Origin of the sequence: Hyphomicrobium sulfonivorans (genome assembly GCF_013306565.1) — a bacterium.
Lineage (GTDB): Bacteria > Pseudomonadota > Alphaproteobacteria > Rhizobiales > Hyphomicrobiaceae > Hyphomicrobium_A > Hyphomicrobium_A sulfonivorans.
On record NZ_PZPO01000004.1, the window covers coordinates 442,096 to 468,576 of the forward strand.

Genomic DNA, 26,481 nt, shown 5'->3' on the forward strand with positions numbered 1-26,481 from the left:
CCAATTGCAACAATACCGAAGCGTTTTTTCGACGTGTTTATTGGGCGTGAGAACGTTGCAAGCAGTTGCGTGCAAAGTTTCACGATGCTGCCCACCCGCCATTAACTAGCGGCCACGGAACCCGCAGCGAACGGCGTTAGATCAGACAAAATCCGATGTGCGCGCCTTGCGAACAACGATGAAGCCGCCGAACTTTGGTCAGCGCAGTGACGGGGGCCTGCGTCTCAACAGGGAGAATTCCATGTCCAGCACGCCAAACCTCGTTACCCTTATCAGTCAGTTCATCACGCCGGAAATGCTCAACCGTTCTGCGTCCGCCATGGGCGTGGATCTATCTTCCATGCAAAAGGGCGTCAGTGCTGGCATCCCGGGCATCCTGTCGGCCTTGACCTCTTCGGTCATGAAGCCGGGTGGCATTGCAAAGATCGAGAACGCGATTGATCAGCAGCAGCCGGGCGTTCTTGCCGACGCCGCAAGAATGATGGGCACCCCACAACAGGCACGTGTTGCCGAGGAAGGGCTCAGCTCACTTTCCTCAGTTCTGGGTGGCGGCACGACATCCGCGCTCGCTAACGCCGTTGGCCGTTACTCCGGTGCCGGTGAAACCGGCGCCAAGGGAATGCTCGGCCTGCTCGCCCCGGTCGTAATGGGCGTGCTTGGCCAGCAGCAGAACGCTGGCGCCGGCGGCGTCGCTCAATTGCTCGCATCGCAGAAAGACAACGTGATGCGCGCCATGCCGTCGGAGTTCGCAAACTACCTTGGCAGTTCCGGCATTCTCGACAAGGCGCAGGCCGCAACCAGCACGCAGCAGCGTTCCTCGTATCAGTCCGCAAACTATACGACCGACAAGGGCACATCGCAGGGTAGCTGGTTGCTTCCTGCACTGGCCGCGCTCTGTCTGCTCGGTCTCGGCTGGTACTTGTTCTCGCGCCCGTCCGACACAACGCTAGCAACGGCGCCGACTGAAATTCGGACACCGGGCGTAGCGCCGGAAAGCACGCACGTCACCGACACAACCCGCTTTGGCGGTGCGCCCTTCGTGGTGGCGTGGAACGACATGGAAAAATGGCTGCACAAGTCGGTCTACAGCAGCGACAACAAGAAGGTTGGTGAGATCGCCGAGTTGATCCGCAATCCGGAAGACCGCGTCACCAACGTTTACATGGATGCCGAAACCACGCTTGGCCTGGGTGGTCAGCGCTATGACATCTCCGCCGACAAGATCAGCGAAGTGAAGCCGGACGGCATCATTCTTTCAATGACGGAAGCGGAAATCAAAGCCATGCCGCCCGCTGATGGCGCAAAGGCCGACGTCAAAAAGTAAGGCCCCTCAGCCGTCAAATTACGACAGCCAAGACACGGCGCTCTGCACTGAGCGCCGTGTTTTTAATTTGCATGTTCGAGAACGCAGTCGGCCAGCCCGCCAATAAGAAAGGCGACGATCTTATGGATCATCGCCTCATCCAGAGTTGCTCTGTTGAACCTCAGCCGCCTGGCGTTTCGGCTATGCACTTGCCTGCAGCGGCATCCCAATCGTAGCCCTCGGCCTTGTCACAGGCCTCTTTCGTCGTCGGCGGTGCAGGATCGGCAAAGGCTGGCGCCGCAAACACGACTGCGGATCCAAGTACCATCAATGAAAGAATTGCTTTCATGCTTCATACTCCTGTCTAAACAGGGATATGATTGCTCAGTAGGCTGCTTAACGCCAACATCGATGCATCACGTGGCAAAGGCGCGAAAAAATACCGTCCCACAAAGGTGCAGCAGTAAAAGACCAAACAAACACGCTTCAAAATCGTTATTTGCGCGCCGGCGGCTTTGCTGCGCAGAGCCAGCCGCCGGTGCCTGTTAGTTGCGCTGGCGACTTCCCTACGGGGAGCCGGCCGCCAGCGATTGTTTGTCTGCGCTGGCGACTCCCCTGCGCGGAGCCGGCCGCCAGCGCGTTTGTCTTTTATCTCTCGAAGCGCTTGAACTTGATCCGATGCGGTTCAACAGCGGCATCGCCCAGACGGCGCTTTTTGTCTTCCTCATAGGCTTCGAAGTTACCTTCAAACCATTCGACGTGGCTGTCGCCTTCGAAGGCCAGAATGTGCGTGGCGAGACGATCAAGGAAGAAGCGATCGTGCGAGATCACCACGGCGCAACCGGGGAAGTCTTCCAGCGCCGATTCCAGCGCACCAAGCGTTTCAGTGTCGAGATCGTTGGTCGGCTCGTCGAGCAGCAGCAGGTTGCCGCCCTCCTTCAACATCTTGGCCAGATGCACGCGGTTGCGCTCACCGCCCGACAGCAAGCCCACCTTCTTCTGCTGATCTGCGCCCTTGAAGTTGAACCAGCCGCAATAGGCTCGCGATGACATCTCGCGCTTGTCGCCAAACTTCATGATGTCGAGACCGCCGGAGATTTCCTCCCAGACGGTTTTCTTGTCATCAAGGTGATCGCGGTTCTGATCGACGTACGACAGCTTGACCGTCGGACCGATCTTGATCGAACCGTCGTCCGGCTGCTCCTGTCCCGTCAGCATCTTGAACAACGTCGTCTTACCGGCGCCGTTCGGACCGATCACGCCGACAATGCCACCGGGCGGAAGCTTGAACGACAGCCCGTCGATCAGCAGCCGGTCGCCGAATGCCTTCGTCAGCCCATCGGCCTCAATCACCATGTCGCCCAGACGCGGGCCAGCGGCGATCGAGAACGACGCCTTGCCCACATCCTCGCGGCCGGACTGTTCGACCAACTTGTCGAACGCGGTAATACGCGCCTTCGACTTGGCCTGCCGTGCCTTGGGCGATGAGCGGATCCATTCCAGCTCGCGGCTGATGTGCTTCTGGCGATTGTCTTCAGCCGACTTCTCGCTTTCGGCGCGCTTGGCCTTCTGCTCCAGCCAGCTCGAATAATTGCCCTTCCACGGCACGCCCTGGCCGCGATCCAGTTCCAGCGTCCATTCGGTGATGTTGTCGAGGAAGTAGCGATCGTGGGTGACCAGGATCACGCAACCCTCGTACTCCTTCAGATACCGCTCCAGCCACGCAACGCTTTCAGCGTCGAGATGGTTGGTCGGCTCGTCGAGCAGCAGAATGTCCGGCTTGGACAGCAGCAGACGCGTCAGCGCCACACGACGCTTTTCACCGCCCGAAAGCTTGGTGACGTCGCCATCGCCCGGCGGACAGCGCAGCGCATCGAGCGCCTGCTCCACCTGCGTATCGAGATCCCAAAGGTTGAGCGCGTCGATCTTGTCCTGCAGCGCAGTCATCTCGTCGGCGGTTTCTTCAGAATAGTTGGCCGCGATCTCGTTGTAACGGTCGAGGATCGCCTTCTTCTCGCCAACGCCTTCCATCGCGTTGCCCAGCACGTCCTTGGTCGGATCGAGCTCAGGCTCCTGCGGCAGGTAGCCGACGCGAATGCCATCGGCAGGACGCGCTTCACCCAGGAAGTCGTCGACCGTGCCAGCCATGATCTTCAGCAGCGTCGACTTACCTGCGCCGTTGAGGCCCACGACGCCGATCTTGGCGCCGGGCAGGAACGACAGCGAGATATCTTTCAGAACCTGCTTGCCCCCCGGATAGGTCTTGGAGAGCTTGTGCATGTGATAGACGTATTGCGGGTTCGCCACGGGGGCGGCCTCCTCGATCGTAGGTGCGGGAAAATCTGACCGCCTTCTAGCCGATTGCGGGCCGCGCCTCAAATGCGGCGGCTTGGCCCCCGCGATTTAGCGCTTAGCCCCTTGACGGCAGCGCTATTCGCCAGATCGCTGGATAATCGGGCACGAAGCCTGATGCAGCCAGCCCGATGCCGCGTTACGGAGGCGGAGTTCCCGGCTAGAGCCCCATGCCGGCGCCTGATACGGGTTTCCGTGTTTGCAGCCAATGGCCTGCAGGCTGGTTGATGCGCTGCATCATCGGAAGCTAACAACACATGGCATATGTGGCTCTTTTGTCGCGCGCGATCTCGAAACCGTACGCACACAGACTTTGCCGTTGCAGCAGCAGCCTATCCCGCTAGCGTCTGCCCCAACGGCGCGCCTCGGGGGGAGCAGCGCTGCCGTGGCAACGCTCACCAATTCATTGCCGGCACGCGCCGCGATGTCCCCCACCGGCGCGCGGAAGGATGATGTTGTAATGCGTAAGCTTTTCGCTGTCGTCGGGGCAGCGGCGCTGCTTGCCCTCGGCACCCAGGCCGCCGATGCCGGCCACAAGATCAAGAAGGTTGTAGCCAAGACGTACATCTGCTGGGGATCGGTCGAAGGCCATACCGACTGCGCCGCGCTGCCCAAGCGTTATTTCGTTCCGGGGGTAAAGCGCCCGACCTGCTGCAACGTGCGCGGCGACACTGACCGCGCCGAGTTCATTCTCACCCGCAAACGCATCGCCGCCCTCGCCGCGCAGGGCATCAAAACCGACACCATGGCGCCGGGCGCCGCCGCGGGCCTGCAGGCCGTGTGCAAGAAGGTGAAGGTCAAACGCTGAAACTGATCGCGGCCCAGAAGACTATTGCAAATAGCAGTCGCGTTGACGGCCTCGCAGCATCGCTGGTGAGGCCGTCCTTTTTTACGCTGGCGGAGAACGGACTCGTTCTCTCCTACGCATTAGCGCCAGGTGAGAATGCCGACGCCGGTGAAGAAATAGCGCCCGAGCCCAACCGTAAACACCAGCCAGCCCCACAGCGTGTGCTCGATGAATACCGCCCAGAATGAACGCGTCATCGCATAGCGCCACGCAAACAGCATGCCCGCAGCCATGGTGCCGTAAATCGCCAGCGGCGTGCCGATTACAATGTGTCCGATGCCGAACAGCACACCGTTGAGCAGGATCGCTGCCCACCACGCGCGCCCGAACAACACGCCGTAACGGTGAAAATAAAACGTGCGATAAAGCATCTCCTGCGCCAGCACCGACATCAGCGGATACAGCAGCATGATGCGCTCCCAGACCTCAGGACGGTTGCGCGGCAACTCCAGAAACTGCCCCGGAAGATATTGGTGCACATAGGCGGCAACCAAGCCCCCGCCGAGCGCAAATACCGCCAGAATTGACGTCAACTGACCAAGGCTGAAGCCTCGCGAAAGTTCGCGCCGGAATGTGAATGTGCGGTCCAGCACAAGAAACACGACGACCAGTAACAGCACCGGCAGCAACGCAATGAACACCGGCACGCGCTCGGTATGCACGGCATAGTCGACGGCAAGCGGCGCCAACAGAAACAGCAGCGCCATCTCAATCCAGCGCCACGCGCGCATCACAGGTGTCAGCTCGGGAAGCGATATGGTGCCGCCTGCGCGCAGCGCGTTTGCATCCGGCTGTACGCTCGCCGCTTCCGACATCAGCGGCTTGCCCGCGACACCAGCCAGCCGCGTTCGACCTCACGCGCAATGGTGTCGGCGGAATAGAGCGGTTCGTAACTCCAGTCAGGCAGCGCATCCAGCCGATCAGGCAGTGGACGCGTAGCGCCGTGCGCACGCAAAACCTCATGGAAGCGGCGGAACTTGTCCGAGCCGCCGCCGGGTGTATGCACCAGCACCGGCCGGCCGGTTGCCGCTGCCTCGCCGGTCATGTTCACGCTGTCAGCGGTGACAACGAACGCATCGGCGTGCGCCAGAAAATCGGGATAGGGATTAGCGCCGGCTCCATCCCACAGGATGCGCGGATACGGCCGCGTTGCTGCGTCGGTCACTTCAAGCAGGCGCGCATGGGTCCGACGCGACGGCGTAATCATGAAACTCGCGCCCAAAGCGCCAATCGATCGCAGCGCGCCAGCAAACCGCTCATCGTCCTCCGGTCGAAAATCATAGACGGCGTTCTTGCCGCCGAGAATGACGGCAACGCGCGGAGCCGTTAGCGCCGCGATATTTTCCGGCATGGCAGCGCGCAGACTTACAATGCGTGTTGGCGAATAGCTGTGCGGCGCCGTCAGCGTCGTGACGACATTTGGCCCACGCAGACGATCATGCTGCGGCACCCAGATCAAATCAGCGACGCCAAGCCCGGCGCGCGTATCCAGCATCATCAGCGTGAACGTCGCAGGCGAACGGCGGCGCAGTGCCTTGAGATACGGTACGGCGGAACGGCCCAGCGCGATCGCAATATCCGGCCACGGCGGCGCGAACGCACTGCTCAGCTGGCCAAAGCGCTCTGACGGCGCCACCGGCCCCCACGGCGCCAGCAGTTTGAAAACACCGCGCGGCGCGATGGGCTTCATCGCATAGTCCAGCCCCAGCGCATCGGCGACACCGCGCGTCTGTGCGTCCATACCGGCGGCACCGGTGGTAAAAATCCACGCGGTTTTGCCCGCCAGCGGCCGGTTCGTTTCAGTGGCTGCATCCATGTCCGATACCGTGCACGCCTCTGTTGTTCCGACACGCGGTTTAGCGCGCTGAACGCAGCGCGCCAATTCTCAATGCTACCACCCAGCGGCGTGAGCCGCATTGCGGATCGCGCGCCGGGCAGCTTGCGCGTCACCAATTCGGCAGAACGTGGCCAGGCTCTAGCCAAACCGGGGCGCATCGTGCAACTTCGCGGCACGCACCGGCGCGGCTCCCGTTCCGGTCTTCGCGGAGATTTCACCCGATGGCGTTGCGCCTCGACCCTGTAGACTGGCGCATTCTGAAGGAATTGCAGGCCGACGGCAGCATCACCAACGTCGCGCTTGCCTCCCGCGTCGGCCTTTCACCCCCGCCCTGTCTGCGCCGCGTGCGCGCGCTTGAACAGGCCGGGTTGATTGCCGGCTATACCGTGCTGCTGGATGAGGCCGCATTGGGGTTCGGGCTTACAGCATTCGCCATGGTCGGGTTGCATAATCAGGCCGAAGCAGAACTGCATGCGTTCGAAAACCGCGTGCTTGGTTGGCCCATCGTGCGCGAAGCTTACATGCTTTCTGGCGAGAGCGACTTCATGCTGAAATGCGTCGCCAAGGATCTGCCTGCGTTTCAGGATTTCGTGCTGGAAGATCTCACCGCCGCGCCCAATGTCGCCAGCGTCAAAACCTTCCTGACCATCCGCCGCGCCAAGCGCGAACCCGGTGTTCCCATCGGCAGCGCGCAGGCAAAAAGCTAGCAGCGGGGCGAAAACCCATACGGCCACCTCTATACGCTGACGGCGCCAAGGTTGCCCATGGCGCCGTCAAATGCATTGAAACGTTCTCGCTAAAGATCCGTCCGGATCATGCAATGGAAAACATGAAGCGAACCCGTGCGCGGCTCAGCTCGCGCGGCCGCATCGCTCCGTTCTCACTTCCACTCGATCTTCACGACCTCATAGGAGCGCGCTCCGCGCGGCGTCGTGACCTCGGCGGTTTCGCCCTTGGACTTGCCGATCAGCGCCCGCGCGATGGGCGAGGAAATCGAGATCTTGCCGTCCTTCACGCTGGCTTCCATGTCGCCGACGATTTTGTATTTGACCTTCTCGTCGGTGTCCTCGTCGATCAACGTCACCGTTGCGCCGAATTTCACCGTGTCGCCCGACAGCTTGGAGGTATCGATCACTTCGGCGCGTCCGAGCCGGTCTTCCAGATCCGCGACGCGAGCCTCGTTTAGGCCCTGCGCCTCCTTGGCCGCGTGATACTCGGCGTTCTCCGACAGGTCGCCATGGGCGCGCGCTTCGGCGATAGCCTGGATGATCCGGGGACGCTCTTCCGACTTGAGGCGCTGCAGCTCAACTTCAAGCGTGTTGAAGCCCTCAACGGTCATCGGGACACGTTCCATGCTCATTACCTAATATCTCCCTTCGGCCTGGCAGGCGTCTGCCAGGACCACCGACGGTCGTTGCCGATCAACATGTGTGTGCAGTTACGCGTGAAATGGACCGCTCCACCCAAACGGCTGGAACGGCCCACAACGGCTTAGGATGGGTCCGCCACGAAGCTTTGCAAAGGGGCAACTTGCAACGTACCTGCCTTCAGAGCCTTAATTGCTCTGGTAACCGCTACCGCTCCGGCAACAGTTGTATAGTAAGGAATATGGTTCAGCAAGGCGGACCGGCGGATATCTTTACTATCTGCCAATGCCTTAGCGCCTGCCGTGGTATTGAACACAAGCGCAACGTCGCCGTTTTTCATCGCGTCAACGATGTGCGGGCGGCCTTCCAATACCTTGTTGATAGCTTCGCACTGGATGCCGTTGGCCTCCAGGTGACGCTTGGTTCCGCGCGTGGCGATGATCTTGAAGCCCATCGCTTCGAGATCGCGGATCGGCGCCACCATGCGGTCCTTGTCGGTGTCCTTGACAGAAATGAACACCGTTCCCTGCATCGGCAGCTTGAGGCCCGAGCCGAGCTGGCTCTTGTAGAACGCCATCGCGAAATCGGTGTCGATGCCCATGACCTCGCCGGTCGAGCGCATCTCCGGTCCGAGGATCGGATCGACGCCAGGGAAGCGGGCAAACGGGAACACTGCTTCCTTCACCGCGACATGCTTCAGGCTGGGCGTGGTGAGCTTGAAGTCGGCCAGCGGCGTGCCGGCCATCACCTGCGCGGCGATAGCGGCAATCGGCTTGCCGATAACCTTGGCGACGAACGGCACCGTGCGCGAAGCGCGCGGGTTCACCTCAAGCACAAACACAACGCCATCCTTGATCGCGAACTGCACGTTCATCAGACCAACGACCTTCAGTGCCAGCGCCAGCTCGCGCGTCTGCCGGTCGAGTTCGGCCAGCATGTCCGGACCAAGCGTATACGGCGGCAACGAACAGGCGCTGTCACCGGAATGGATGCCCGCCTCTTCGATGTGCTCCATGATGCCGGCAACGAACGTGTCCTTGCCATCGGCCAGACAGTCGACATCCACCTCAACCGCATCGGTCAGATAACGGTCGATCAGCAGCGGACGCTTGTCGGAAACGACCAGCTCGGACGGGCGGTCCAGCGTTGCCGAAAGACGTGCAACGTAGCGATCGACTTCCGCGCCGTCGTGCACGATTTCCATCGCGCGGCCACCCAGTACGTACGAAGGACGGATCACCACCGGATAGCCGACACCATCGGCAATGGCGCGTGCTTCCGAAGGCGAACGCGCGATACCGCTGTTCGGCTGACGCAGCCCAAGGTTCTCGATCAGCTCCTTGAAGCGATCGCGATCCTCGGCCAGATCGATGGCATCGGGCGACGTGCCGAGAATGGGCACACCCGCCTCTTCCAGCGCAGCGGCAAGCTTCAGCGGCGTCTGCCCACCGAACTGCACGATCACGCCCTTCAGCGTACCGTTGGACTGTTCTTTGTTGACGATTTCCAACACGTCTTCAGCAGTCAGCGGCTCGAAATAAAGACGGTCGGAGGTATCGTAATCGGTCGAGACCGTTTCCGGGTTGCAGTTGATCATGATCGTTTCGAAACCGGCCGCCGTCAGCGCGAAACACGCATGGCAGCAGCAGTAGTCGAACTCGATACCCTGACCGATGCGGTTCGGACCGCCGCCCAGAATGATGATCTTCTGCTTGTTGGAAGGCTTGGCCTCGCACGTCGGCGCGCCATCAAGGCCACGCTCATACGTGGAATACATGTAAGCGGTCGGAGCAGCGAATTCCGCTGCGCAGGTGTCGATGCGCTTGAACGCCGGACGGACCTCCAGCGCGGCACGGTGCGCGCGCACTTCCTTCTCGGTAATGCCCGCCAGCGCTGCCAGCCGTGCATCCGCAAAGCCCATCGCCTTCAGATTGCGAAGCTGCTCGGCACTGTTCGGCAAACCGTGCGCCTTCACGCGCGCTTCCTGATCGACGATCTCCTTGATCTGCTCAAGGAACCACGGATCGATGCGGCACGATTCAAACACCTGCTCGACGTCGAAGCCAAGACGCAGCGCCTGCGCCACCTTCAGCAAGCGGTCGGGTGTCGGCTTGGAAACGGCTGCGCGGATGACGTTCTTGTCGTCGCCCGAACCAAGGCCCTCAAGCTGGATGTCGTCGAAGCCGGAAAGACCGGTCTCCATCGAGCGCAGCGCCTTCTGCACGCTTTCCGCGAACGTCCGGCCGATGGCCATCACCTCGCCCACCGACTTCATCGCCGTTGTGAGCGTGGCATCGGAGCCTGCGAACTTCTCAAACGCAAAGCGCGGAATCTTCGTGACGACATAGTCGATCGTCGGCTCGAACGAAGCCGGCGTTGCACCATCGGTGATGTCGTTGGCCAGTTCGTCCAGCGTATAACCAACGGCCAGCTTGGCCGCGACCTTCGCAATCGGGAAGCCCGTGGCTTTCGACGCCAGCGCCGACGAACGCGACACGCGCGGGTTCATCTCGATGACGACCAGACGGCCGTCGTCCGGGTTGACGGCGAACTGCACGTTCGAGCCGCCGGTCTCCACGCCGATCTCACGCAGCACCGCCAGCGAGGCGTTGCGCATGATCTGGTATTCTTTATCGGTGAGCGTCAGCGCAGGCGCGACGGTGATCGAGTCGCCGGTGTGCACGCCCATCGGATCGACGTTCTCGATCGAGCAGATGATGATGCAGTTATCCGCCTTATCGCGGACGACCTCCATCTCGTACTCTTTCCAACCGAGCAGGCTTTCGTCGATCAGGATCTGGCCGACCGGCGAGGCATCGATGCCCGAGCGCGCGATCACTTCGAACTCTTCGCGGTTGTAAGCGACGCCGCCGCCCGTACCACCCAGCGTGAACGCCGGACGGATGATTGCCGGCAGACCGATCTGGTCAAGCAATCGCATCGCTTCGGCAAAGCCGGTAGCGGTGTCGTAGCGCACGATATGGCCGTTCTCGTCGCGGATCGGCGGCGAGGAAGCAATTGCCGCGCGCGGGCTCTCAAGCCCGATGCGATCCATCGCCTCGCGGAACAGCTTGCGATCTTCAGCCTTGTCGATGGCCTCAGCGCGCGCGCCGATCATCTCGACGCCGAACTTCTCCAGCACACCCATACGCTCAAGCGCCAGTGCGGTGTTGAGCGCCGTCTGGCCACCCATGGTTGGAAGCAGCGCATCGGGGCGCTCCTTCTCGATGATCTTGGCGACAACGTCGGGCGTAATCGGCTCGATGTAGGTCGCGTCCGCCAGATCCGGATCCGTCATGATGGTGGCCGGATTCGAATTGACGAGAATGATGCGATACCCCTCGGCCTTCAGCGCCTTGCAGGCCTGGGTGCCGGAGTAATCGAATTCGCAGGCCTGTCCGATGACGATCGGTCCGGCCCCGATGATGAGAATGGACTTGATATCAGTGCGTTTGGGCATGAGCCGGCCTTTTATTCATGATCGGGGAGTTTGGCTATAGCCCCATTTCCGCACACGTATGCCACCGCCTGATCGATACGGCGGTGGCGCGATCAAAAAAGCTTGGGGAAAGCGCGTTTGCGCCATCCACCTACTTCTGCTCAGCGGGCTTTTCAACCGGCGCTGCAGCGGCAGCAGGCGCATCCGCCGCGGCCTTCACCTCGGGCTGCTGCACCTTCAAGTCCACTGGGTACGAGTAGTTAGCCTGAAAGAACGGATTTTCCAGAGCGTTGGCGCGCGTGAAAACGCTGCGCATCGGCAGGCCCGTAATCGAATCCACATAAATCACGCGCACCGGCCGATCGGCAGCCTTGGCTTCACCCGCGTTGGGAAGCTGGTCCGGGTTCTCAGCCTGATAGGCGAGATAGTTCTTGCCCGAAACAGTTTTGCGACCGAGGCACTCGTAGTCGCCCATCTTGTCCTTTTCGAGGTCCTTCAGCGTTTCCTGCATCTGCTCGGCCATCGCGACGGCGATTTCCTTGTCGAGCACTTCCCAGTTGCCGCCGTCCATGCGCGTCCAGCCGTCGTTGCCGATCACGATGGTTTCGACGGGGCGCGGCTCAGTGCTGGAGGTCACATGCTGGCGCAAGCGGTTCGGCAGCACATAATCGACGGTCATGTCGACGAGACCGTCCTCGGTGAACATCTTGGTTTCCATGCGGAAGCCGCTGCTGTTGCGCTGCCGGTCCAACGCCGTCGCCACCTCGTCCTTGCAGGCGGCATGGGCCAGCGGTGCGGCCAACATCATAAGGGCTAGGGCCGTCACAACCCGGACCATGTTCTGCTTTTCCATTCTTGCGCTTCCTCGCTTATGCTTTTGCACGCGCTTATATCGGTTTTTTGTGCGCATGCCCGCCTTCCGGGCCGATAGAGTTGATACGGGCCTTTCAGTCGCGTGGAAGTGACCCTACAGCAGCCATCACCGAGCCGGAATGCCAGCCGTGATTAATGTTCCGTAGGGTCCCGTGCTGTTTAGCGGCGCCCCAGGCGTCGCCTCGGGGCACTCGATTTTCGTTCATCCGGGCGGAAATCAACCGGCCTTCTGGCTGCGCATCAGGTCCACGAAGCGCTTGAACAGATAGTGGCTGTCCTGAGGACCGGGCGAAGCCTCGGGGTGATACTGCACCGAGAACACCGGCTTGCCCTTGAGCTCCAATCCGCAATTGGTGCCATCGAACAGCGAAACGTGGGTTTCCTCAACGCCGGCCGGCAGCGTGTCGCGATCCACCGTGAAGCCGTGATTCATCGACGTGATCTCCACCTTCTGGGTGGCGTGATCCTTCACCGGATGATTGGCGCCGTGGTGGCCCTGCGGCATCTTTTTGGTCTTGGCGCCCAGCGCCAGCGCCAGCATCTGGTGGCCGAGGCAGATGCCGAACACCGGCAAACCGGATGCCACCACCTTCTGGATCGCAGGCACGGCATACTCACCCGTCGCAGCCGGATCGCCCGGACCGTTCGACAGGAACACGCCATCGGGCTTGCGCTCCAGGATGTCATCGGCCGTGGCGTTGGCGGGCAGCACCGTGACGCGGCATCCGGCCGAAGCCAGGCAACGCAGGATGTTGAGCTTCAGGCCATAGTCGATAGCGACGACGTGAAACTCGGGGTTTTCGTTGCGCCCATAGCCCTGGTTCCAGACCCACGCAGTCTGATCCCAGTTGTAGCTCTGGCCGCTGGTGACTTCCGGCACCAGATCCATGCCCTCAAGACCCGGCCACGCCTTGGCTTCCGCCTTCAGCTTGTCGATGTCGAAATTGCCGGAGGGATCGTGCGCAATGACGCCGTTGGGATTGCCCAACTCGCGGATGCGGGCCGTCAGTGCGCGCGTATCGACGTTGGCGATGCCGACGATGCCGCGCGCCTTCAGCCACTCATCCAGATGCTGCGCCGAACGATAGTTCGACGGACCGGTGATCGGCGCACGCAGTATCGCGCCACGCACACCGGAACGGGCGGCGAGGCTGGCGCTCTCGGTGTCCTCGGTGTTCACACCGACGTTGCCGATGTGCGGGAACGTGAAGGTGATGATCTGGCCCGCATAGGATGGGTCAGTCAGGATCTCCTGATAGCCCGTCATGGCGGTGTTGAAGCACACTTCGCCAACCGCCGTTCCGGTGGCACCGATGCCGGTACCGGAAATAACGGTGCCGTCGGCGAGAACAATGCGTGCTGTTGGCAGGGTATCTGCCCACGGTGGCGGCGGCGTTGAGGATGGCTGCGTCGTCACTGGCGGCTCCGGCGTTCGCGCGTATGGGCGGCGCAGCGGGCATGTGCCGGTACGCCGCGCGGACGCGATGCTTAAGGGGCGGAATTTCGGCGGAACCTATGGGAACCACGGGTTCCGGTCAACAGCCCACCTACGCACACCCCTCAAGCATTTTCGCGCAATGCTATGCGGGGGCTTAATACGGTGCGGTGAGCCATGCCCTAACATGGCGAAATAACCCGCTTGTGTGACGGGTGCTCGGTGCCCGGATCGGTCAAAACCGACAAAAATTGCGGGCGATGATCGCAGCCCGCCCTTGCGGCGGACCGGCATGAACGCCTAAACAGCCCTTTGAAAAGCGAAGGAGGCGAATATGCGCGACAAGATCAACGACGACCTGAAGGCGGCCATGAAGGGCGGCAACAAGGAGCGCGTCGCCACCCTGCGCCTCATCAACGCGGCCATCAAGGCAGCCGATATCGATGCCCGTCCGTCCGGCAAGGACAAGATCGACGACGCCGATATCCTGACGGTGCTGGCAAAAATGGTGAAGCAGCGCCGCGATTCGATCGAGCAGTTCACCTCCGGCGGTCGCCCCGACCTTGCCGAGAAAGAGCAGGCCGAGGTCGTCATCATCGAGGACTACCTGCCCCAGCAGATGACTGAGGACGAGATCAAGGCCGCCATCACCGCCGCGATCGCCGAGACCGGCGCCGCTGGCGCCAAGGACATGGGCAAGGTGATGGGCGTGCTGAAGGGCAAATATGCCGGCCAGATGGATTTCGGCAAAGCCAGCGCTCTGGCCAAGTCTCTGCTCAGCTAAGCTGAGCCGTTTTTAGCTCACGCGCCTTCGGCGCTCCGCATGGGCGGCGCTCGCGCCGGGGCGCCTTGCGCCCTGAGTCCTGCGGGCTAAGCCAAGCCGGTTTTAGCGTACGCACCGTCGACTCAAGCATGGGCGGCGCACTGGCGCCGGGGAGCCTTGCTCCCTGAGCCCTGCGCGCTTGCCCCCCTGGGTACTCACACGCGAAGGGTGAGCACCCCATCGCCGTCCCCTCCACCCCTGTGGATTACGGCGACAACCGGTTGCATCCGCATCGCTGTTAGCAACCACACCACCGAATCATCCTACGACATCGAAGTGCCCAAAAATGCGCACACCCTCTTCGCGTAACCTGGCTGGCGTCGAAATGCGTTATCCGCCAAATTTCCTGGATGAAATCCGCGCCCGTATCAGCGTCAGTTCCGTTGTTGGGCGCAAGGTCGCGTTGAAGCGCGCTGGACGCGAGTTCAAAGGGCTTTCGCCTTTCAAGGTCGAGAAGACCCCTTCCTTCACGGTCAACGACCAGAAGGGCTTCTACCATTGTTTCGCCACCGGCGAGCATGGCGACATTTTCACGTTTCTGATGAAGGCCGAGGGCCTATCGTTTCCCGAAGCGGTCGAGCAGCTGGCCGAGCAGGCCGGCGTGCCGATGCCGAAGATTTCGGCGCGCGACGAAGCGCGTGAGGATGCACGCGAGCGGCTGTTGAAGCTGGTCGAAATGTCTGCCGCCTTTTTCCAGAACGCGCTGACAAGCGGTGCGGGCACTGAAGCCCGCCGCTACATTGAAAAGCGCGGGTTGAGCCGGCCAACCGTGGCCACGTTCCGTCTCGGCTATGCGCCCAACAGCAAGTCTGCGCTGCGCGAGCATCTGGCGCAGGCCGGGTTCACGGTCGAGGAGATGATCTCCTCCGGCATGCTGATCGGCGGCGATGACATCCCGGTCGCCTACGACCGCTTCCGGAACCGCCTGATGTTCCCGATCCAGGATCTACGCGGCCGCACCATTGCCTTCGGTGGCCGTGCCCTCGATCCCGACGCGCCGGCCAAATACCTCAACTCGCCGGAAACGCCGCTTTTCCATAAGGGCCACAATCTTTTCAACGCCCACCGCGCCCGCGGACCCGCCCACGATAAAAGCCGCATCATCGCGGTCGAGGGCTACATGGACGTCATCGCGCTGGCCGAAGCTGGCTTCGATGAGACCGTTGCCCCGCTGGGAACTGCCCTCACCGACGATCAGCTCAAGCTGCTGTGGCGCATGGCTGAGGAGCCGGTGCTGTGCTTCGACGGCGACGCTGCCGGCCAGAAGGCGGCCTTCCGCGCCGTCGAGACAGCTCTGCCACTGCTGAAGCCCGGTCAAAGCATCCGCTTTGCCTTCCTGCCCGGTGGGCTCGATCCCGATGACCTGATCCGTCAGAAGGGTCCGGAAGCGTTTCTTGAGGAAATCTCCCGCACCCGCGCCCTGTTCGATGTGCTGTGGGAGCGCGAGACCAAAGGCCACGATATTTCGACGCCCGAGCAGCGCGCGGCACTTGAAGCGCGGCTCAATGCGCTCGTCGGCAAAATCGAGGACACAAACGTTCGCGCCCATTACGAGCGGGAGATGCGCGAGACACTGTGGGCCATGAACCGCACGGTGGTGCGCCAGATTGCCCGTGGTGAAGGCCCGCGCCGCAGTCCGGCTGGCGGCATGCGACGGAACAACACTGCGCCCGACTGGCGCCTGCGCGAGCGGGCACGGCTGGGGCAGATGCCACCGCGTGGAGGCAGCGCACCAAGGCCGGTTACCGCCAGCCCGGAATTGGCCATGCGGGCGGAACTCGCCCCGCCCCGGGAAGCGTTAATGCTGAAAACGCTGCTCAATCACCCATGGCTAATTGATGAGCACGCGGAGGAAATCGCGCAGATAACCTTTGCTTCCGATGCGATGGGGAAGTTGCGCGACGGCATCCTTGCTGTTCAAGCTGTACAGAATGAGCTTGACACCGCGGGTCTACGCTCCCAATTGAGCGTAACTGGTCTTGATAGGGTTGTTAACCTTGTCGAGCGATCAGTTACACATAGAAGCGATCGTTTCGCGGAGCCCGATGCCCCGCAGGCTGAGGTGGAAGATGGCTGGCGCCACGCCCTCGCACTGCATGAGCGGCAGGTCGGCTTGCAGAAGTCGCTCGAAGCAGCTGTCCAGGCTTACCACCGGGACGGCTCCGAGGACGCGCTTGCGCGCATCTGCGAGATCCAGGGCCTACTTGCGCGGGCAAGTGAAGAGGCCTTATCGGCAGATTAAAGCGTAATGGTGGCGCGACCCTTGCGAGCGAGAGAGCAGACAGCGGTCTCATGCTCCGATTTGGAGCAGCGGGCCGGAATTTACTGGGGAGCCTAAGGTGCGCCAGCGGGCTTTGCGCGAGCCTTTTTGAGCACCGTCGGGCGGGGATGCGGCGCATTGCCGCGCAATGGCATGAATGCGCGCCGATAGATCGGGATAAGAGCCCTTGAAACAAGCCCTGAAGATGAAAGCACCGGCCGGCGGATCGCGGACCAAAACGGCAACCGCGAACAAGAAGACCTCAGAGCAGGACAAGCAGGCGGCGGCGGAATCAACCGAGCGCGACAGCCCGTTGCTCGATCTATCTGATCAGGCTGTCAAGAAGCTGCTGAAGACTGCCAAGGCTCGCGGCTATGTCACCTATGATGAGCTGAACTCGGTACTGCCCTCTGAAGAGGTCTCCTCCGAGCAGATCGAAGACACGATGGCGATGCTTTCGGACATGGGCATCAACGTCGTCGATTCCGACGAAGCTGAAGAGGCCCAGGAAGGCGCAGACGACGACGGCGACAACGACGACGGCGGCAGCCGCGCGATCACGACCCAGTCAGCCGTCACCACCACGACCGGTCGCGCCGAGCCGACCGAGCGCACTGACGATCCCGTCCGCATGTACTTGCGCGAAATGGGTTCGGTCGAACTGCTCTCGCGTGAAGGCGAAATCGCGATTGCCAAGCGTATCGAAGCTGGCCGCGAGGCCATGATCGCTGGCCTGTGCGAAAGCCCCCTCACCTTCCAGGCCATCATCATCTGGCGCGACGAGCTGAACGAAGGCAAAATTCTGCTCCGCGACATCATCGATCTCGAAGCCACCTACGAAGGACCGGAAGCCAAGGCTCCGCCCGCCGCTGAAGGCGAAGGCGAGGACGGCGAAGGTGACGCCGAGAACGCGCCTGAAGGCGAGATGGACGACGACGAGGATTACGAGAACTCGCTGTCGCTTGCGGCCATGGAAGCCGAGCTGAAGCCGAAGGTTCTCGAAACCTTTGACCGCGTTGCCTCCGCCTACAAGAAGCTGCGCAAGCAGCACGACAAGAAGCTGGAACAGCAGCTTGCGGGCGAAGCCGGCTCCAAGAAGGACCAGAAGGCCTACGACAAGCACCGCGATGAAATCATTGCGGACGTGAAGAGCCTGTCGCTCAACAACAATCGTATCGAAAGCCTCGTTGAGCAGCTCTACGCCATCAACAAGAAGCTTATCGGTCAGGAAGGCCAGCTGATGCGTCTGGCTGAAAGCTGTGGTGTACCCCGCCAGGCTTTCATCGACGAATACTTCGGCAACGAACTCGATCAGACCTGGCTCGACCGGGTCAGCTCGCTTGGCCGCAAGTGGCAAACCTTCATCCGCAACGAGAAAGACCGCATCGAGCGGCTGCGCGGCGAGATCCACACGCTGGCGTCTGAAACCGGCCTCGAAATTCCCGAGTTCCGCCGCATCGTCAAGGCCGTACAGAAGGGCGAGCGCGAAGCCCGCCAGGCCAAGAAGGAAATGGTCGAGGCCAACCTGCGTCTCGTGATCTCGATCGCCAAGAAGTACACCAACCGCGGCCTGCAGTTCCTCGATCTGATCCAGGAAGGCAACATCGGCCTGATGAAGGCGGTCGATAAGTTCGAATACCGCCGCGGCTACAAGTTCTCGACCTACGCCACGTGGTGGATCCGTCAGGCGATCACCCGCTCGATCGCCGATCAGGCCCGCACCATCCGTATCCCGGTGCACATGATCGAAACGATCAACAAGATCGTTCGCACCTCGCGCCAGATGCTGCACGAAATCGGCCGCGAACCGACGCCGGAAGAACTGGCCGAAAAGCTCGCCATGCCGCTTGAGAAGGTGCGCAAGGTGCTGAAGATCGCCAAGGAGCCGATCTCGCTCGAAACGCCGATCGGCGACGAGGAAGACAGCCACCTGGGCGACTTCATCGAGGATCGCAACGCGGTTCTGCCTATCGATGCCGCGATCCAGTCGAACCTGCGCGAGACGACAACGCGGGTTCTGGCCTCGCTCACCCCGCGCGAAGAGCGCGTGTTGCGTATGCGATTCGGTATCGGCATGAACACCGACCACACGCTGGAAGAAGTTGGCCAGCAGTTCTCGGTAACCCGCGAGCGCATCCGTCAGATCGAGGCCAAGGCGCTGCGCAAGCTGAAGCACCCGTCCCGGTCGCGCAAGCTGCGTTCGTTCCTGGATAACTAAAAAGCCAGATCACGCCGGATTTACTGCGCCAAAGATGTGGCCGGAGGTTACACTCCGGCCATAACTACTTCTGGGAGCGAAACAAAAAATGTCTGCACCGATCACCAAACGCGCTGTTCTATCGTGCGCCGTTGCTGTCCTGGCGCTAGCTGGCGCGGTGGCGAACGCGGCAGAACCACCCAAGATCGACGTCGAAGCCCGCCTCGCCGAAATCGCGCAGAACGCCAAGGGCCGTCTCGGTGTCACCATCATCGATACGCAAACCGGCGAGCGCTACGGCCACCACTGGAACGAGCGCTTCCCCATGTGCAGCACCTTCAAGCTGCTGGCCGGCGCCTTTGTGCTCGACCGCGGCGACCATGACGAAGACAACATCGACCGCAAGATCAAGTTCACCGCCGACGACATCATCGACCATTCGCCTATCACCAAGGATCGCGTCGGTGGCGACGGCATGACGTTGCGCGAGCTTGCGCAGGCTGCGGTGACTCATAGCGACAACACTGCCGCCAATCTCGTGCTTGATAACGTCGGCGGACCGCAGGGGCTGACGGCGTATCTGCGTTCGCTGGGCGATGCCGCAACGCGCCTTGACCGCAAAGAGCCTGATCTTAACGAGGTGCCGAAGGGCGATCCGCGCGACGGTACAGTGCCCCGCGTCATCTCATCGACCGTCCATCGCATTCTGCTTGGCAACGTGCTGTCGAACACATCGCGCGATCAGTTGACGGAATGGCTGAAGGCCGGCACCACCGGCAAGGAACGCATCCAGGCTGGCCTTAAGGACGGTTGGACTGCCGCTGGCAAGACGGGCACCTGCGCGAACGGCTCGACCAACGAGCTGGCGATCATCTATCCGCCGAACCGCGATCCAATCATCGCCGCTGTTTTCCTCACTGATTCCGACGCTTCGCTGGACGACCGCAACAAGGTTCTGGCTGAAGTGGGCCGCACCATCTCGGACATGTACTAAGCCGCTCAGAAAATCGCGCGGCGAAAATCCAATCCGCCGTATGCCGCGATGACAAACACGCGCCGTCGAAGCCCGTAAAGCTTCGGCGGCTTTTTCGTGCCCACAACCGGATAGCTACGCATTCCGATTCTGCGGCGGCATCTCCATGCAATCACACCGAACCATTCGCCGCGCAGCGATGCTATCGTGCGCCGCATGTTCCGCACCGCCAGACGTACGCTCACATAGGTGGCGGCGCCCTCGCCATCGTCTACAGCTTGAGATCGCCATGCCCACTAAAGAACAAACTCCCCTGCGCATTTACCTCGCCGGCCCGGAGGTCTTCTTTCCCAACGCTGTGGAACAGGGCGAGATTAAAAAACGCATGTGCGCGGAGTTTGGCTTCGAAGGCGTCTACCCGCTCGACAACTGCATAGATGGCGCCGCCGCCCTAAGCCCGGCTGAGCTAGCGCGCCGCATCAGTCTTGGCAACGAGGCGTTGATGCGCACGTGCGATCTGATCATCGCTAATTGCACCCCGTTCCGCAGCGTATCGATGGACAGCGGCACCGCATTTGAAATCGGCTTCATGCGCGCACTGGAGCGCCCGGTGTTGGGCTATTCTAACAATGCCGCCGATTTCGCTGCACGCGTGCGCACCGTTCATTCCAACGGCCTGCACGGATGGGATAGCGAAAGCGCGGCCGCTGACATCGAAGATTTTGGACTGGCGGAAAACCTGATGATCGCGGTCGCAATTAGCGAAAGCGGCACACCGCTCGTAATGCGAGACGTTCCCGACAGCCGCGCGCTTTCGGACCTCGACGGTTTTTGCGCCTGCCTGGAATACCTGCGCCAACGCAGGCAAAAACTGCTTTCGCCCTCACAGACCCAATAGGCCACAACCGCAATCCGCAAACGGCGTCAGCGCCGCTCCCGACGTTCGCAAGCCGCATCAAGCACACCGGCAAACTTGCGGCCGAGCAAATCGAATTCATAATTGGCTTCGATGTGATTGCGATTGGCGACGCCCATCGCCTGGACAGCATCAGGCGGCATTGCCTCCAACCGTGCAATCGCTTCCGCCAACAACCGCGGCTGCCCTGCCGGCACCGTCAGTCCACCACCAGCGGCGTCTACGGGATTGTTGCTTGATTCACACGCAAAGATCACCGGCCGCCCGCAGGCCATGAAATCAAACAGCTTGTTAGAGCTGATGCCATACTTGAAGACCGGCGCGTCGATCAGGTTGAAGACAAACGCATCCGCATCCGCCGCAAGCTGCGCGATCTGCCGCTTCGGCACCGGATCTTCAAACGCAACATTTTCGAGACCCATGTCTTTGGCCATCGCCATCAGCGACGGTTTCAACGGGCCATCGCCGATAACGCGAAGATTGACCGGCCGCGCTGTGGACAGCGCTCGAACTTCCGCCATCGCCCTCAGCACATTGTCGAGCCCGTTGGCCGTGCCGTGCGCGCCGAAGTACATCAGGGTGAACGTATCGGCCGCTGGCTTGGGTTCCGGGCGCGGAAAGATCTCAAGCTCGATGCCGTTCGGCACCCACTCAATTTTCCGCCCATCGATCCCTAACGGCTCAATGTATTTGTGCGCGTGCGGAAGCAGCACGACGATCTTCTCTGCACGCTTGTAAAGGTATCGCTCCAGCCGCTGAAGCACATAGGTGACCGGATGGCGCTGAGGCAGACGCCCCATATCGACCAGGGTCTGCGGCCATAGATCTCGCACCTCGAACACGAATGGCACGCGGTAGCGCTGCGCCAGCCGCAAACCGGCCCAGGCCGCAAACGGATGCACGCTGGAGCCGACAACGACGTCGGGCGGGGTGAGATCCTTGGTGTTATCACGGGCGAGCGCCGCGCGCGTATAGCCAACCATGTTGCGGATTCGATCCGCACCATTGCCGGCATAGGCACTCGTCTTCAGCCACAGGAACGGCACGTCGTCGAAATGATCGAGTCGCGCCGTCTCATGCGGAGCTAACCGGTCACGATTGGTGCCATGCTCCGTGCTGGCGGCGATGATGCTCGCCGTCCAGCCATAGTTGCGCATTCCGCGCGCAAGGGAAAAGTGGCGCGTTCCGCCGGGGCCGCCCGGCTCCTGCGCGTAGTGATTGAGGAACCAGACGGATTTCAAAGGGCTGTTCCAGTTTTTTTCCTGTCCAAAGCTTCTAGCCGAGTCACTGCAGCCGGGTCATCAAAAAGCTCCGCACCATCAGAACGCTGACCGCATACACCAGAACACCGGCTGCAATGGCAAACAGCGCGCTACCACCGAGCGCTGTCACGGCTGTAATGGTCGCAGCGACGAGCAAAACCAAAAGCACCACAGCCAACCAGCGCCCGGACGCGCGCGACACCGAAAAGCCGCACAGCATCATGGCAAAGAACATCCACGCGTAGGCATACGCCAAATGTAGCAGCGAGAAAAACCAGTAAAAGAGCTCGACATCCCGTAAGTAGCTGACCGTAAACAAGACACCGGCAACCATCAGTCCTGCAGAACAGAAACTGAGAATAAATGCCACCCGTTGTGCACCGATGTTGTCATAGATGCGGTCGTACCCCGCAACCAAAGCCATCATTACGCATGGCAGCACCATAACTTCCGCCATTTTCCCGGCCAACCGCCACTGTTCGCCCAAAAAGAAGACCGCCAGATCTTCGCCAAAGCACATGACGATGCTGCATGGCAGCGCAAACAGCAGACCAAATCCAAGATATACCTTGGCCAATGGCCGCTCCCACTCACGTAGCCGATCCAGGCTACGCGCCATCTTGGAAAAAACCACCTGGCCGAAAGCTGTTGGCAGCAGTGCTAGCGGCTGAAAAATCATTCGGATGGCGAACGAAAAAGAACCTGCAGCCTGGGGTGAAATGGCCGAGCCCAGAATAATCGCTGGGGCGCCGACATAGGCAGCTCCGGCGAGCGAGTTAGGCATCTGATACACCGCAAATCGATAATGGCGGCGCACAAGCGGCCAGAAGCTGCCAAACCGCGTCAACGACGCAAGCACAGACTGAAAGCTAACGTCTTTGCGAAGACCAAGCCAAAGCACCGCAATGCCAGCAATCTGCCCCACTGTATAACCGAACATCAATGTGGGCGCAGTGGGAGCCAAAAGCCCTCCCAAGACCTGTACCGCAACAGTGACAGCGGCAAGCGATGTAGCGGCGATGGCGAACTGGTTGAACATCCCAGCGCGGACACACCATTGCCCCAGCAAAACATACTGCCCAGCAAAAAAAACTGAAAACGGCAGCAGTAAAAAGCTGTCGCTGGAGAAACTGCTGGGGGAGATGCCGGAGGGGAGCGGAAGATAAACCCAAGCCGCCAGAATAAGGCTGGCAGCCGTCAGTATATATGTCGACAGACCATACAGGTCGTAGACTGCTGCTTCCGATTGCTCCACAACCATCGCAAGTTCAAATCGCAGCGTTGCCACCGAAACGGCTAAGGTTTGAAAGGCGATAAAGATCGCGTAAATGCCGTATTCTTGCAGGCCATAAATCTGCGCGACCGCCAGTGTCCCGGCTAGATTAAGCAATTGTGCAAAGGCGGCACCACCGACCAGCATGGCTGCCGATCGCAATATCTCAATTATATTGGGAACCACGCCTAAGTCCTTGCCGTCATCCTAGCATCTTGTGGAGCACGTACTTTCGCTAGGCAGCCATCAATTGACGTATGTCTCCAACGGGAGACATACTCCGTAACACCTCAGTAAAGCTGTGATTCAGATACATGCTGCACTGGCTGCCACTATAGTTCCGTGGGACACCGCGCGGTGTCAACGCGCGATTTCCGTTATCACCTAACCTCTGCACCCTGGCGGTCGTCATACGGCGTGCAGCGAAACAACCAACCGACCGAGGGCAGGCTGGCCTTTGAAAATCGCTCACCTGACTTCTGTGCACAGCCGATACGACACGCGGATTTTTTTGAAGCAGTGTCGGACCCTCGCAGCGGCTGGTCACGACGTTTCCCTGGTCGTTGCCGATGGCAAGGGCGATGAGCACCTGGAAGGCGTTCACATCATCGATGTCGGCGCACCCAGCGGACGTGTTCATCGCTGCATCATCAGCGCGCATCGCGTTGTCAGCACGGCAATCCGGATCGGCGCCGACGTATGTCATCTGCATGACCCGGAGCTATTGACCAGCGCCGCCCGATTGCGCCGACTGGGCAAGGCCGTCATCTATGATGCACACGAGGATCTGCCAGAGGATATTATCGGTAAAACCTACATCCACGCATCTCTGCGTCGACCCCTGGCAGCTGTTGCATCGCGCACCCAAAATCGCGTTTGCAGCAAGATCGAGTGCGTCGTAGCCGCCACACCTCACATCCAGGAGAAGTTTCTCCACGCCGGCATCAAGGCTATCGCCGTTCGCAACTACCCGATCCTGGATGAGCTAAATCCAGATGTGCAACGGCGCGCAAACTCCAACACCGTTTGCTACGTCGGCGGGATTGCATCCAATCGGGGCATTCAGGAAATAGTGGCGGCGCTGCCACTATCTACGACCGATGTCCGCCTCGCACTGGCCGGCTCTATCAATGAACGCGGATTGCGCGCTCATCTCGAAGCTTCGCCGGGCTGGCGGTATGTGGACGATCTGGGGTTTCTCTCGCGCGATGGCGTCAAGGGTGTTCTTGAACGATCGGTGGCGGGCTTGGTCACACTGCATCCGACAACAGCTTTTGTTGATTCGCTGCCGATCAAAATGTTCGAGTACATGTCGGCATCGCTGCCGGTCATTGCCTCTAACTTCCCGTTGTGGCGGCAGATCATTGAAGGCAACGACTGTGGGATATGCGTCGATCCAACCGATCCGGCATCCATAGCCCGCGCAATCGACCGTTTGATGACTGACCGGGATCTGGCCCAGCGCATGGGCGAGAACGGACGCAGAGCGGTGATCGCCCAGTACAGCTGGGAAGCTGAATCGAATCAGCTTATCAAATTTTATCAGGATATTTCCCAGCGACGTACATCGTCCGTGCCGCACTAACATCGACCAGACATGTATGCCCCGTACCTAAGAGTGCCTGTGGGAAGTATTGGATAACTTCACCTGCGATCTGATCCAATCCACACATTTTAGATCGCGCAGAACTATCCCCAGGAAATGCCTGCGTATGCATGACGATACGATCGTCACTTGCGTCCATTCCACTATAAGTAACCGCGTTTACAGCCTCTCTGGACTGAGTTTATTCCGCCAGCAGACAATTTAGGGGCGGCGAATGGAAGTTATAAAGAAGTCGATTTTTACGCACTCTCCGCTTGTCTTGATGCTGGTGGTGACCGCTTGGTTGACGTTGGGTGCTGCAGCGACGGGACATTTGGTTGCTGTACTCGGTCTGCTGATCTTCGGGGCAGTTCTTGCCGGCACATACGCTGCTTTAAATACATTCCCGGTACACATAGCGCGTCCCCGCTCGTTGATTGATGGCAATCTCGCGGATGCACTTGTCTGGCTGGTTGGGCTCGCTGCCATTGCCATTTCTCTGATGCACCATATCTGGTTTGATGGCTTCACTTTGTTCAGCGCTGGCCAGGCCGAGAATAACGTCGGCGCCGCTCTGGTACGTCAGAACGCGACTGCGTCACTCCCAACTTGGATGATGTATGCCAGCCAGATCACCTCACGATGCCTCTTCCCCATCGCGGCCGTAATAGCTTTGTGGCGCGGGAAACATGCTCTCGCCATATGCATTCTCGCATTCGGCCTGCTGTACTCCGCATGCCTTATGCAGAAGAGCGGCCCCATTCTGCTGCTACTGCCAACGATCCTGCTGCTGATCCATAAGCGGCGTTATATTTTTGCGGGCATCGCTACCACAACGGCTGTCGTTACGGTTCTCGCTCTGGGGTTTCTGGCCAATCCGACTTTGACCAGAACAAAACAATCTGTTGCTGTCGTGGATACCGGATCAATCGTTACCGGCTCGATCGCTACCGAGCCTGTCGATACTCGATCAGTCGTTACCGAAACCGTCGTTGCTGAAACAGCCGCTGCCGAATCTCACAGGCCGCCGCTCAACACCGCGGGTCGGCTGAGCAAGCTGGGCAACAGCTTGCTTTTTCGCGTGGCGATTGTTCCCGGAGAAGTCGCATCCGAATGGTTCAGCGTATTCCCGGAGAAGCGCAGTTTCGGATACGGCTGCGGTTATCGTTTTCTGGCGCCGTTAGTTGATTGCGAATTCCAGAATTACGCGCGACTCATCTACGACGACTTTTATAAGGTCGAGGTCTCCAAAGGCCTTCAGGGGACGGTGAATGCAGCTTCGATGATGACCGCCTATGCCAATTTCGGTTGGCCGGGTCTGGTGGGCAGTGCCGTGTTGCACGCGTTGATCGCATGGGTGCTGATGATGATGTTCGCGCGTACGCCGGAACTCCTGCTGCCTATCAATGCCACCTACATCTTCCTGCTGAGTTCAGGTGACCTGTTCACGATGTTGCTGTCGGGAGGCTGGGGGCTGGCCATACTTCTGGGCGCGTATGTGTATCCGCCCACAGCCCCACGCGAGGCCGCCATTGCCGCGCGTTAGTCACCGTGGCTCACAAGGCGCGCATGCAATGCACCGAATTGTTCTACCCGCCTCCATCTACGCCACTCCAGCCAGAGCCGACCTGCAGGGCTTACGCAGCATCACATCGCTCTGAGACGGTTCGCTGCGACACTATGGAGGCCGTTCTCGGAACTGCTGTCGCAGCTGGACAGGACTGCGGCAATCCAGGATT

At 60.5% G+C, this 26,481-nt stretch carries 20 protein-coding genes; 10 read left to right on the forward strand and 10 right to left on the reverse strand.

Annotated features, from left to right (window positions below):
- The first annotated feature begins 241 nt into the window (after nucleotides 1–241).
- Nucleotides 242–1,324: a DUF937 domain-containing protein gene (locus C6Y62_RS10365; RefSeq protein WP_173953845.1), complete on the forward strand. Its 1,083-nt coding sequence runs from the start codon at nucleotides 242–244 to the stop codon at nucleotides 1,322–1,324.
- A 160-nt stretch (nucleotides 1,325–1,484) separates the two neighbouring features.
- On the opposite strand, the gene C6Y62_RS10370 is transcribed toward C6Y62_RS10365, so the two are convergent.
- Complete coding sequence (locus C6Y62_RS10370) at nucleotides 1,485–1,652, reverse strand: hypothetical protein (RefSeq protein ID WP_157066862.1); 168 nt, start codon at nucleotides 1,650–1,652, stop codon at nucleotides 1,485–1,487.
- A gap of 299 nt (nucleotides 1,653–1,951) precedes the next feature.
- Nucleotides 1,952–3,610: an energy-dependent translational throttle protein EttA gene (gene ettA, locus C6Y62_RS10375; RefSeq protein WP_068464522.1), complete on the reverse strand. Its 1,659-nt coding sequence runs from the start codon at nucleotides 3,608–3,610 to the stop codon at nucleotides 1,952–1,954.
- Nucleotides 3,611–4,115: 505 nt separating this feature from the next.
- Here ettA and C6Y62_RS10380 point away from each other — a divergent pair.
- Nucleotides 4,116–4,463 carry a hypothetical protein gene (locus C6Y62_RS10380; protein WP_173953846.1) on the forward strand — a complete coding sequence of 116 codons (348 nt, stop codon included), beginning with the start codon at nucleotides 4,116–4,118 and terminating at the stop codon, nucleotides 4,461–4,463.
- A gap of 119 nt (nucleotides 4,464–4,582) precedes the next feature.
- Here C6Y62_RS10380 and C6Y62_RS10385 read toward each other — a convergent pair whose 3' ends face one another.
- Together C6Y62_RS10385 and C6Y62_RS10390 are read right to left on the reverse strand one after the other, a co-directional pair.
- Nucleotides 4,583–5,317 carry a CPBP family intramembrane glutamic endopeptidase gene (locus tag C6Y62_RS10385; protein ID WP_173953847.1) on the reverse strand — a complete coding sequence of 245 codons (735 nt, stop codon included), beginning with the start codon at nucleotides 5,315–5,317 and terminating at the stop codon, nucleotides 4,583–4,585.
- Nucleotides 5,317–6,318, reverse strand: coding sequence for a mitochondrial fission ELM1 family protein (locus C6Y62_RS10390; protein ID WP_173953848.1), 1,002 nt, complete (start codon nucleotides 6,316–6,318; stop codon nucleotides 5,317–5,319). The genes C6Y62_RS10385 and C6Y62_RS10390 overlap by 1 nt, the downstream gene beginning before the upstream one ends.
- 242 nt (nucleotides 6,319–6,560) lie before the next feature.
- On the opposite strand from C6Y62_RS10390, the gene C6Y62_RS10395 reads away from it, so the two are divergent.
- Nucleotides 6,561–7,046, forward strand: coding sequence for an Lrp/AsnC family transcriptional regulator (locus tag C6Y62_RS10395; RefSeq protein WP_173953849.1), 486 nt, complete (start codon nucleotides 6,561–6,563; stop codon nucleotides 7,044–7,046).
- 173 nt (nucleotides 7,047–7,219) lie between these two features.
- On the opposite strand, the gene greA is transcribed toward C6Y62_RS10395, so the two are convergent.
- The 4 genes from greA to carA all read right to left on the reverse strand — a co-directional run bounded on the left by greA (nucleotide 7,220) and on the right by carA (nucleotide 13,435).
- Entirely contained in the window at nucleotides 7,220–7,693 is a 474-nt protein-coding gene (gene greA / locus C6Y62_RS10400) for a transcription elongation factor GreA (RefSeq protein WP_068464643.1), read from the reverse strand.
- Between the two features lie 137 nt (nucleotides 7,694–7,830).
- Nucleotides 7,831–11,166, reverse strand: a complete 3,336-nt coding sequence (gene carB, locus C6Y62_RS10405) for a carbamoyl-phosphate synthase large subunit (RefSeq protein ID WP_173953850.1) — start codon at nucleotides 11,164–11,166, stop codon at nucleotides 7,831–7,833.
- Nucleotides 11,167–11,296: 130 nt separating this feature from the next.
- Complete coding sequence (locus C6Y62_RS10410) at nucleotides 11,297–11,998, reverse strand: hypothetical protein (RefSeq protein WP_173953851.1); 702 nt, start codon at nucleotides 11,996–11,998, stop codon at nucleotides 11,297–11,299.
- 237 nt (nucleotides 11,999–12,235) lie between these two features.
- Nucleotides 12,236–13,435, reverse strand: coding sequence for a glutamine-hydrolyzing carbamoyl-phosphate synthase small subunit (gene carA / locus C6Y62_RS10415; RefSeq protein WP_068464541.1), 1,200 nt, complete (start codon nucleotides 13,433–13,435; stop codon nucleotides 12,236–12,238).
- A gap of 352 nt (nucleotides 13,436–13,787) precedes the next feature.
- On the opposite strand from carA, the gene C6Y62_RS10420 reads away from it, so the two are divergent.
- From C6Y62_RS10420 to C6Y62_RS10440, 5 genes are all read left to right on the forward strand, one after another.
- A complete protein-coding gene (locus tag C6Y62_RS10420) occupies nucleotides 13,788–14,237 on the forward strand; it encodes a GatB/YqeY domain-containing protein (protein WP_068464544.1) in 450 nt (149 codons plus the stop codon).
- Between the two features lie 325 nt (nucleotides 14,238–14,562).
- Entirely contained in the window at nucleotides 14,563–16,518 is a 1,956-nt protein-coding gene (gene dnaG / locus C6Y62_RS10425) for a DNA primase (RefSeq protein WP_246274563.1), read from the forward strand.
- Between the two features lie 223 nt (nucleotides 16,519–16,741).
- The gene (gene rpoD / locus C6Y62_RS10430) at nucleotides 16,742–18,754 is read left to right on the forward strand and encodes an RNA polymerase sigma factor RpoD (RefSeq protein WP_173954021.1); all 2,013 of its coding nucleotides are present in this window, start codon (nucleotides 16,742–16,744) and stop codon (nucleotides 18,752–18,754) included.
- An 88-nt stretch (nucleotides 18,755–18,842) separates the two neighbouring features.
- Nucleotides 18,843–19,727, forward strand: coding sequence for a class A beta-lactamase (gene bla, locus C6Y62_RS10435; RefSeq protein WP_173953852.1), 885 nt, complete (start codon nucleotides 18,843–18,845; stop codon nucleotides 19,725–19,727).
- A gap of 268 nt (nucleotides 19,728–19,995) precedes the next feature.
- A complete protein-coding gene (locus tag C6Y62_RS10440; RefSeq protein ID WP_173953853.1) occupies nucleotides 19,996–20,604 on the forward strand; it encodes a nucleoside 2-deoxyribosyltransferase in 609 nt (202 codons plus the stop codon).
- Nucleotides 20,605–20,630: 26 nt separating this feature from the next.
- Here the strand turns inward: C6Y62_RS10440 and C6Y62_RS10445 are convergent, their stop codons facing one another.
- On the reverse strand, nucleotides 20,631–21,863 hold the full coding sequence (locus tag C6Y62_RS10445) for a glycosyltransferase family 4 protein (RefSeq protein WP_173953854.1): 1,233 nt from the start codon (nucleotides 21,861–21,863) through the stop codon (nucleotides 20,631–20,633).
- Nucleotides 21,864–21,906: 43 nt separating this feature from the next.
- Nucleotides 21,907–23,304 (reverse strand): lipopolysaccharide biosynthesis protein, encoded by a 1,398-nt coding sequence (locus tag C6Y62_RS10450; RefSeq protein ID WP_173953855.1) that lies wholly within the window; start codon nucleotides 23,302–23,304, stop codon nucleotides 21,907–21,909.
- A 364-nt stretch (nucleotides 23,305–23,668) separates the two neighbouring features.
- Here C6Y62_RS10450 and C6Y62_RS10455 point away from each other — a divergent pair, with 364 nt between their 5' ends.
- Both C6Y62_RS10455 and C6Y62_RS10460 read left to right on the forward strand, forming a co-directional pair.
- Nucleotides 23,669–24,742 (forward strand): glycosyltransferase, encoded by a 1,074-nt coding sequence (locus C6Y62_RS10455; RefSeq protein WP_173953856.1) that lies wholly within the window; start codon nucleotides 23,669–23,671, stop codon nucleotides 24,740–24,742.
- Nucleotides 24,743–24,977: 235 nt separating this feature from the next.
- Nucleotides 24,978–26,288 carry a hypothetical protein gene (locus C6Y62_RS10460; protein ID WP_173953857.1) on the forward strand — a complete coding sequence of 437 codons (1,311 nt, stop codon included), beginning with the start codon at nucleotides 24,978–24,980 and terminating at the stop codon, nucleotides 26,286–26,288.
- The last annotated feature ends 193 nt before the right edge of the window (nucleotides 26,289–26,481 follow it).

Bases quoted from the DNA above. Each gene is read 5' to 3' on its own strand.
- C6Y62_RS10365 (WP_173953845.1), top strand. From the start codon at position 242: ATGTCCAGCACGCCAAACCTCGTTACCCTTATCAGTCAGTTCATCACG.
- C6Y62_RS10370 (WP_157066862.1), bottom strand. From the start codon at position 1,652: ATGAAAGCAATTCTTTCATTGATGGTACTTGGATCCGCAGTCGTGTTT.
- C6Y62_RS10380 (WP_173953846.1), top strand. From the start codon at position 4,116: ATGCGTAAGCTTTTCGCTGTCGTCGGGGCAGCGGCGCTGCTTGCCCTC.
- C6Y62_RS10385 (WP_173953847.1), bottom strand. From the start codon at position 5,317: ATGTCGGAAGCGGCGAGCGTACAGCCGGATGCAAACGCGCTGCGCGCA.
- C6Y62_RS10390 (WP_173953848.1), bottom strand. From the start codon at position 6,318: ATGGATGCAGCCACTGAAACGAACCGGCCGCTGGCGGGCAAAACCGCG.
- C6Y62_RS10395 (WP_173953849.1), top strand. From the start codon at position 6,561: ATGGCGTTGCGCCTCGACCCTGTAGACTGGCGCATTCTGAAGGAATTG.
- greA (WP_068464643.1), bottom strand. From the start codon at position 7,693: ATGGAACGTGTCCCGATGACCGTTGAGGGCTTCAACACGCTTGAAGTT.
- carB (WP_173953850.1), bottom strand. From the start codon at position 11,166: ATGCCCAAACGCACTGATATCAAGTCCATTCTCATCATCGGGGCCGGA.
- C6Y62_RS10410 (WP_173953851.1), bottom strand. From the start codon at position 11,998: ATGGAAAAGCAGAACATGGTCCGGGTTGTGACGGCCCTAGCCCTTATG.
- C6Y62_RS10420 (WP_068464544.1), top strand. From the start codon at position 13,788: ATGCGCGACAAGATCAACGACGACCTGAAGGCGGCCATGAAGGGCGGC.
- dnaG (WP_246274563.1), top strand. From the start codon at position 14,563: ATGCGCACACCCTCTTCGCGTAACCTGGCTGGCGTCGAAATGCGTTAT.
- rpoD (WP_173954021.1), top strand. From the start codon at position 16,742: ATGAAAGCACCGGCCGGCGGATCGCGGACCAAAACGGCAACCGCGAAC.
- bla (WP_173953852.1), top strand. From the start codon at position 18,843: ATGTCTGCACCGATCACCAAACGCGCTGTTCTATCGTGCGCCGTTGCT.
- C6Y62_RS10440 (WP_173953853.1), top strand. From the start codon at position 19,996: ATGCCCACTAAAGAACAAACTCCCCTGCGCATTTACCTCGCCGGCCCG.
- C6Y62_RS10450 (WP_173953855.1), bottom strand. From the start codon at position 23,304: ATGCTGGTCGGTGGTGCCGCCTTTGCACAATTGCTTAATCTAGCCGGG.
- C6Y62_RS10460 (WP_173953857.1), top strand. From the start codon at position 24,978: ATGGAAGTTATAAAGAAGTCGATTTTTACGCACTCTCCGCTTGTCTTG.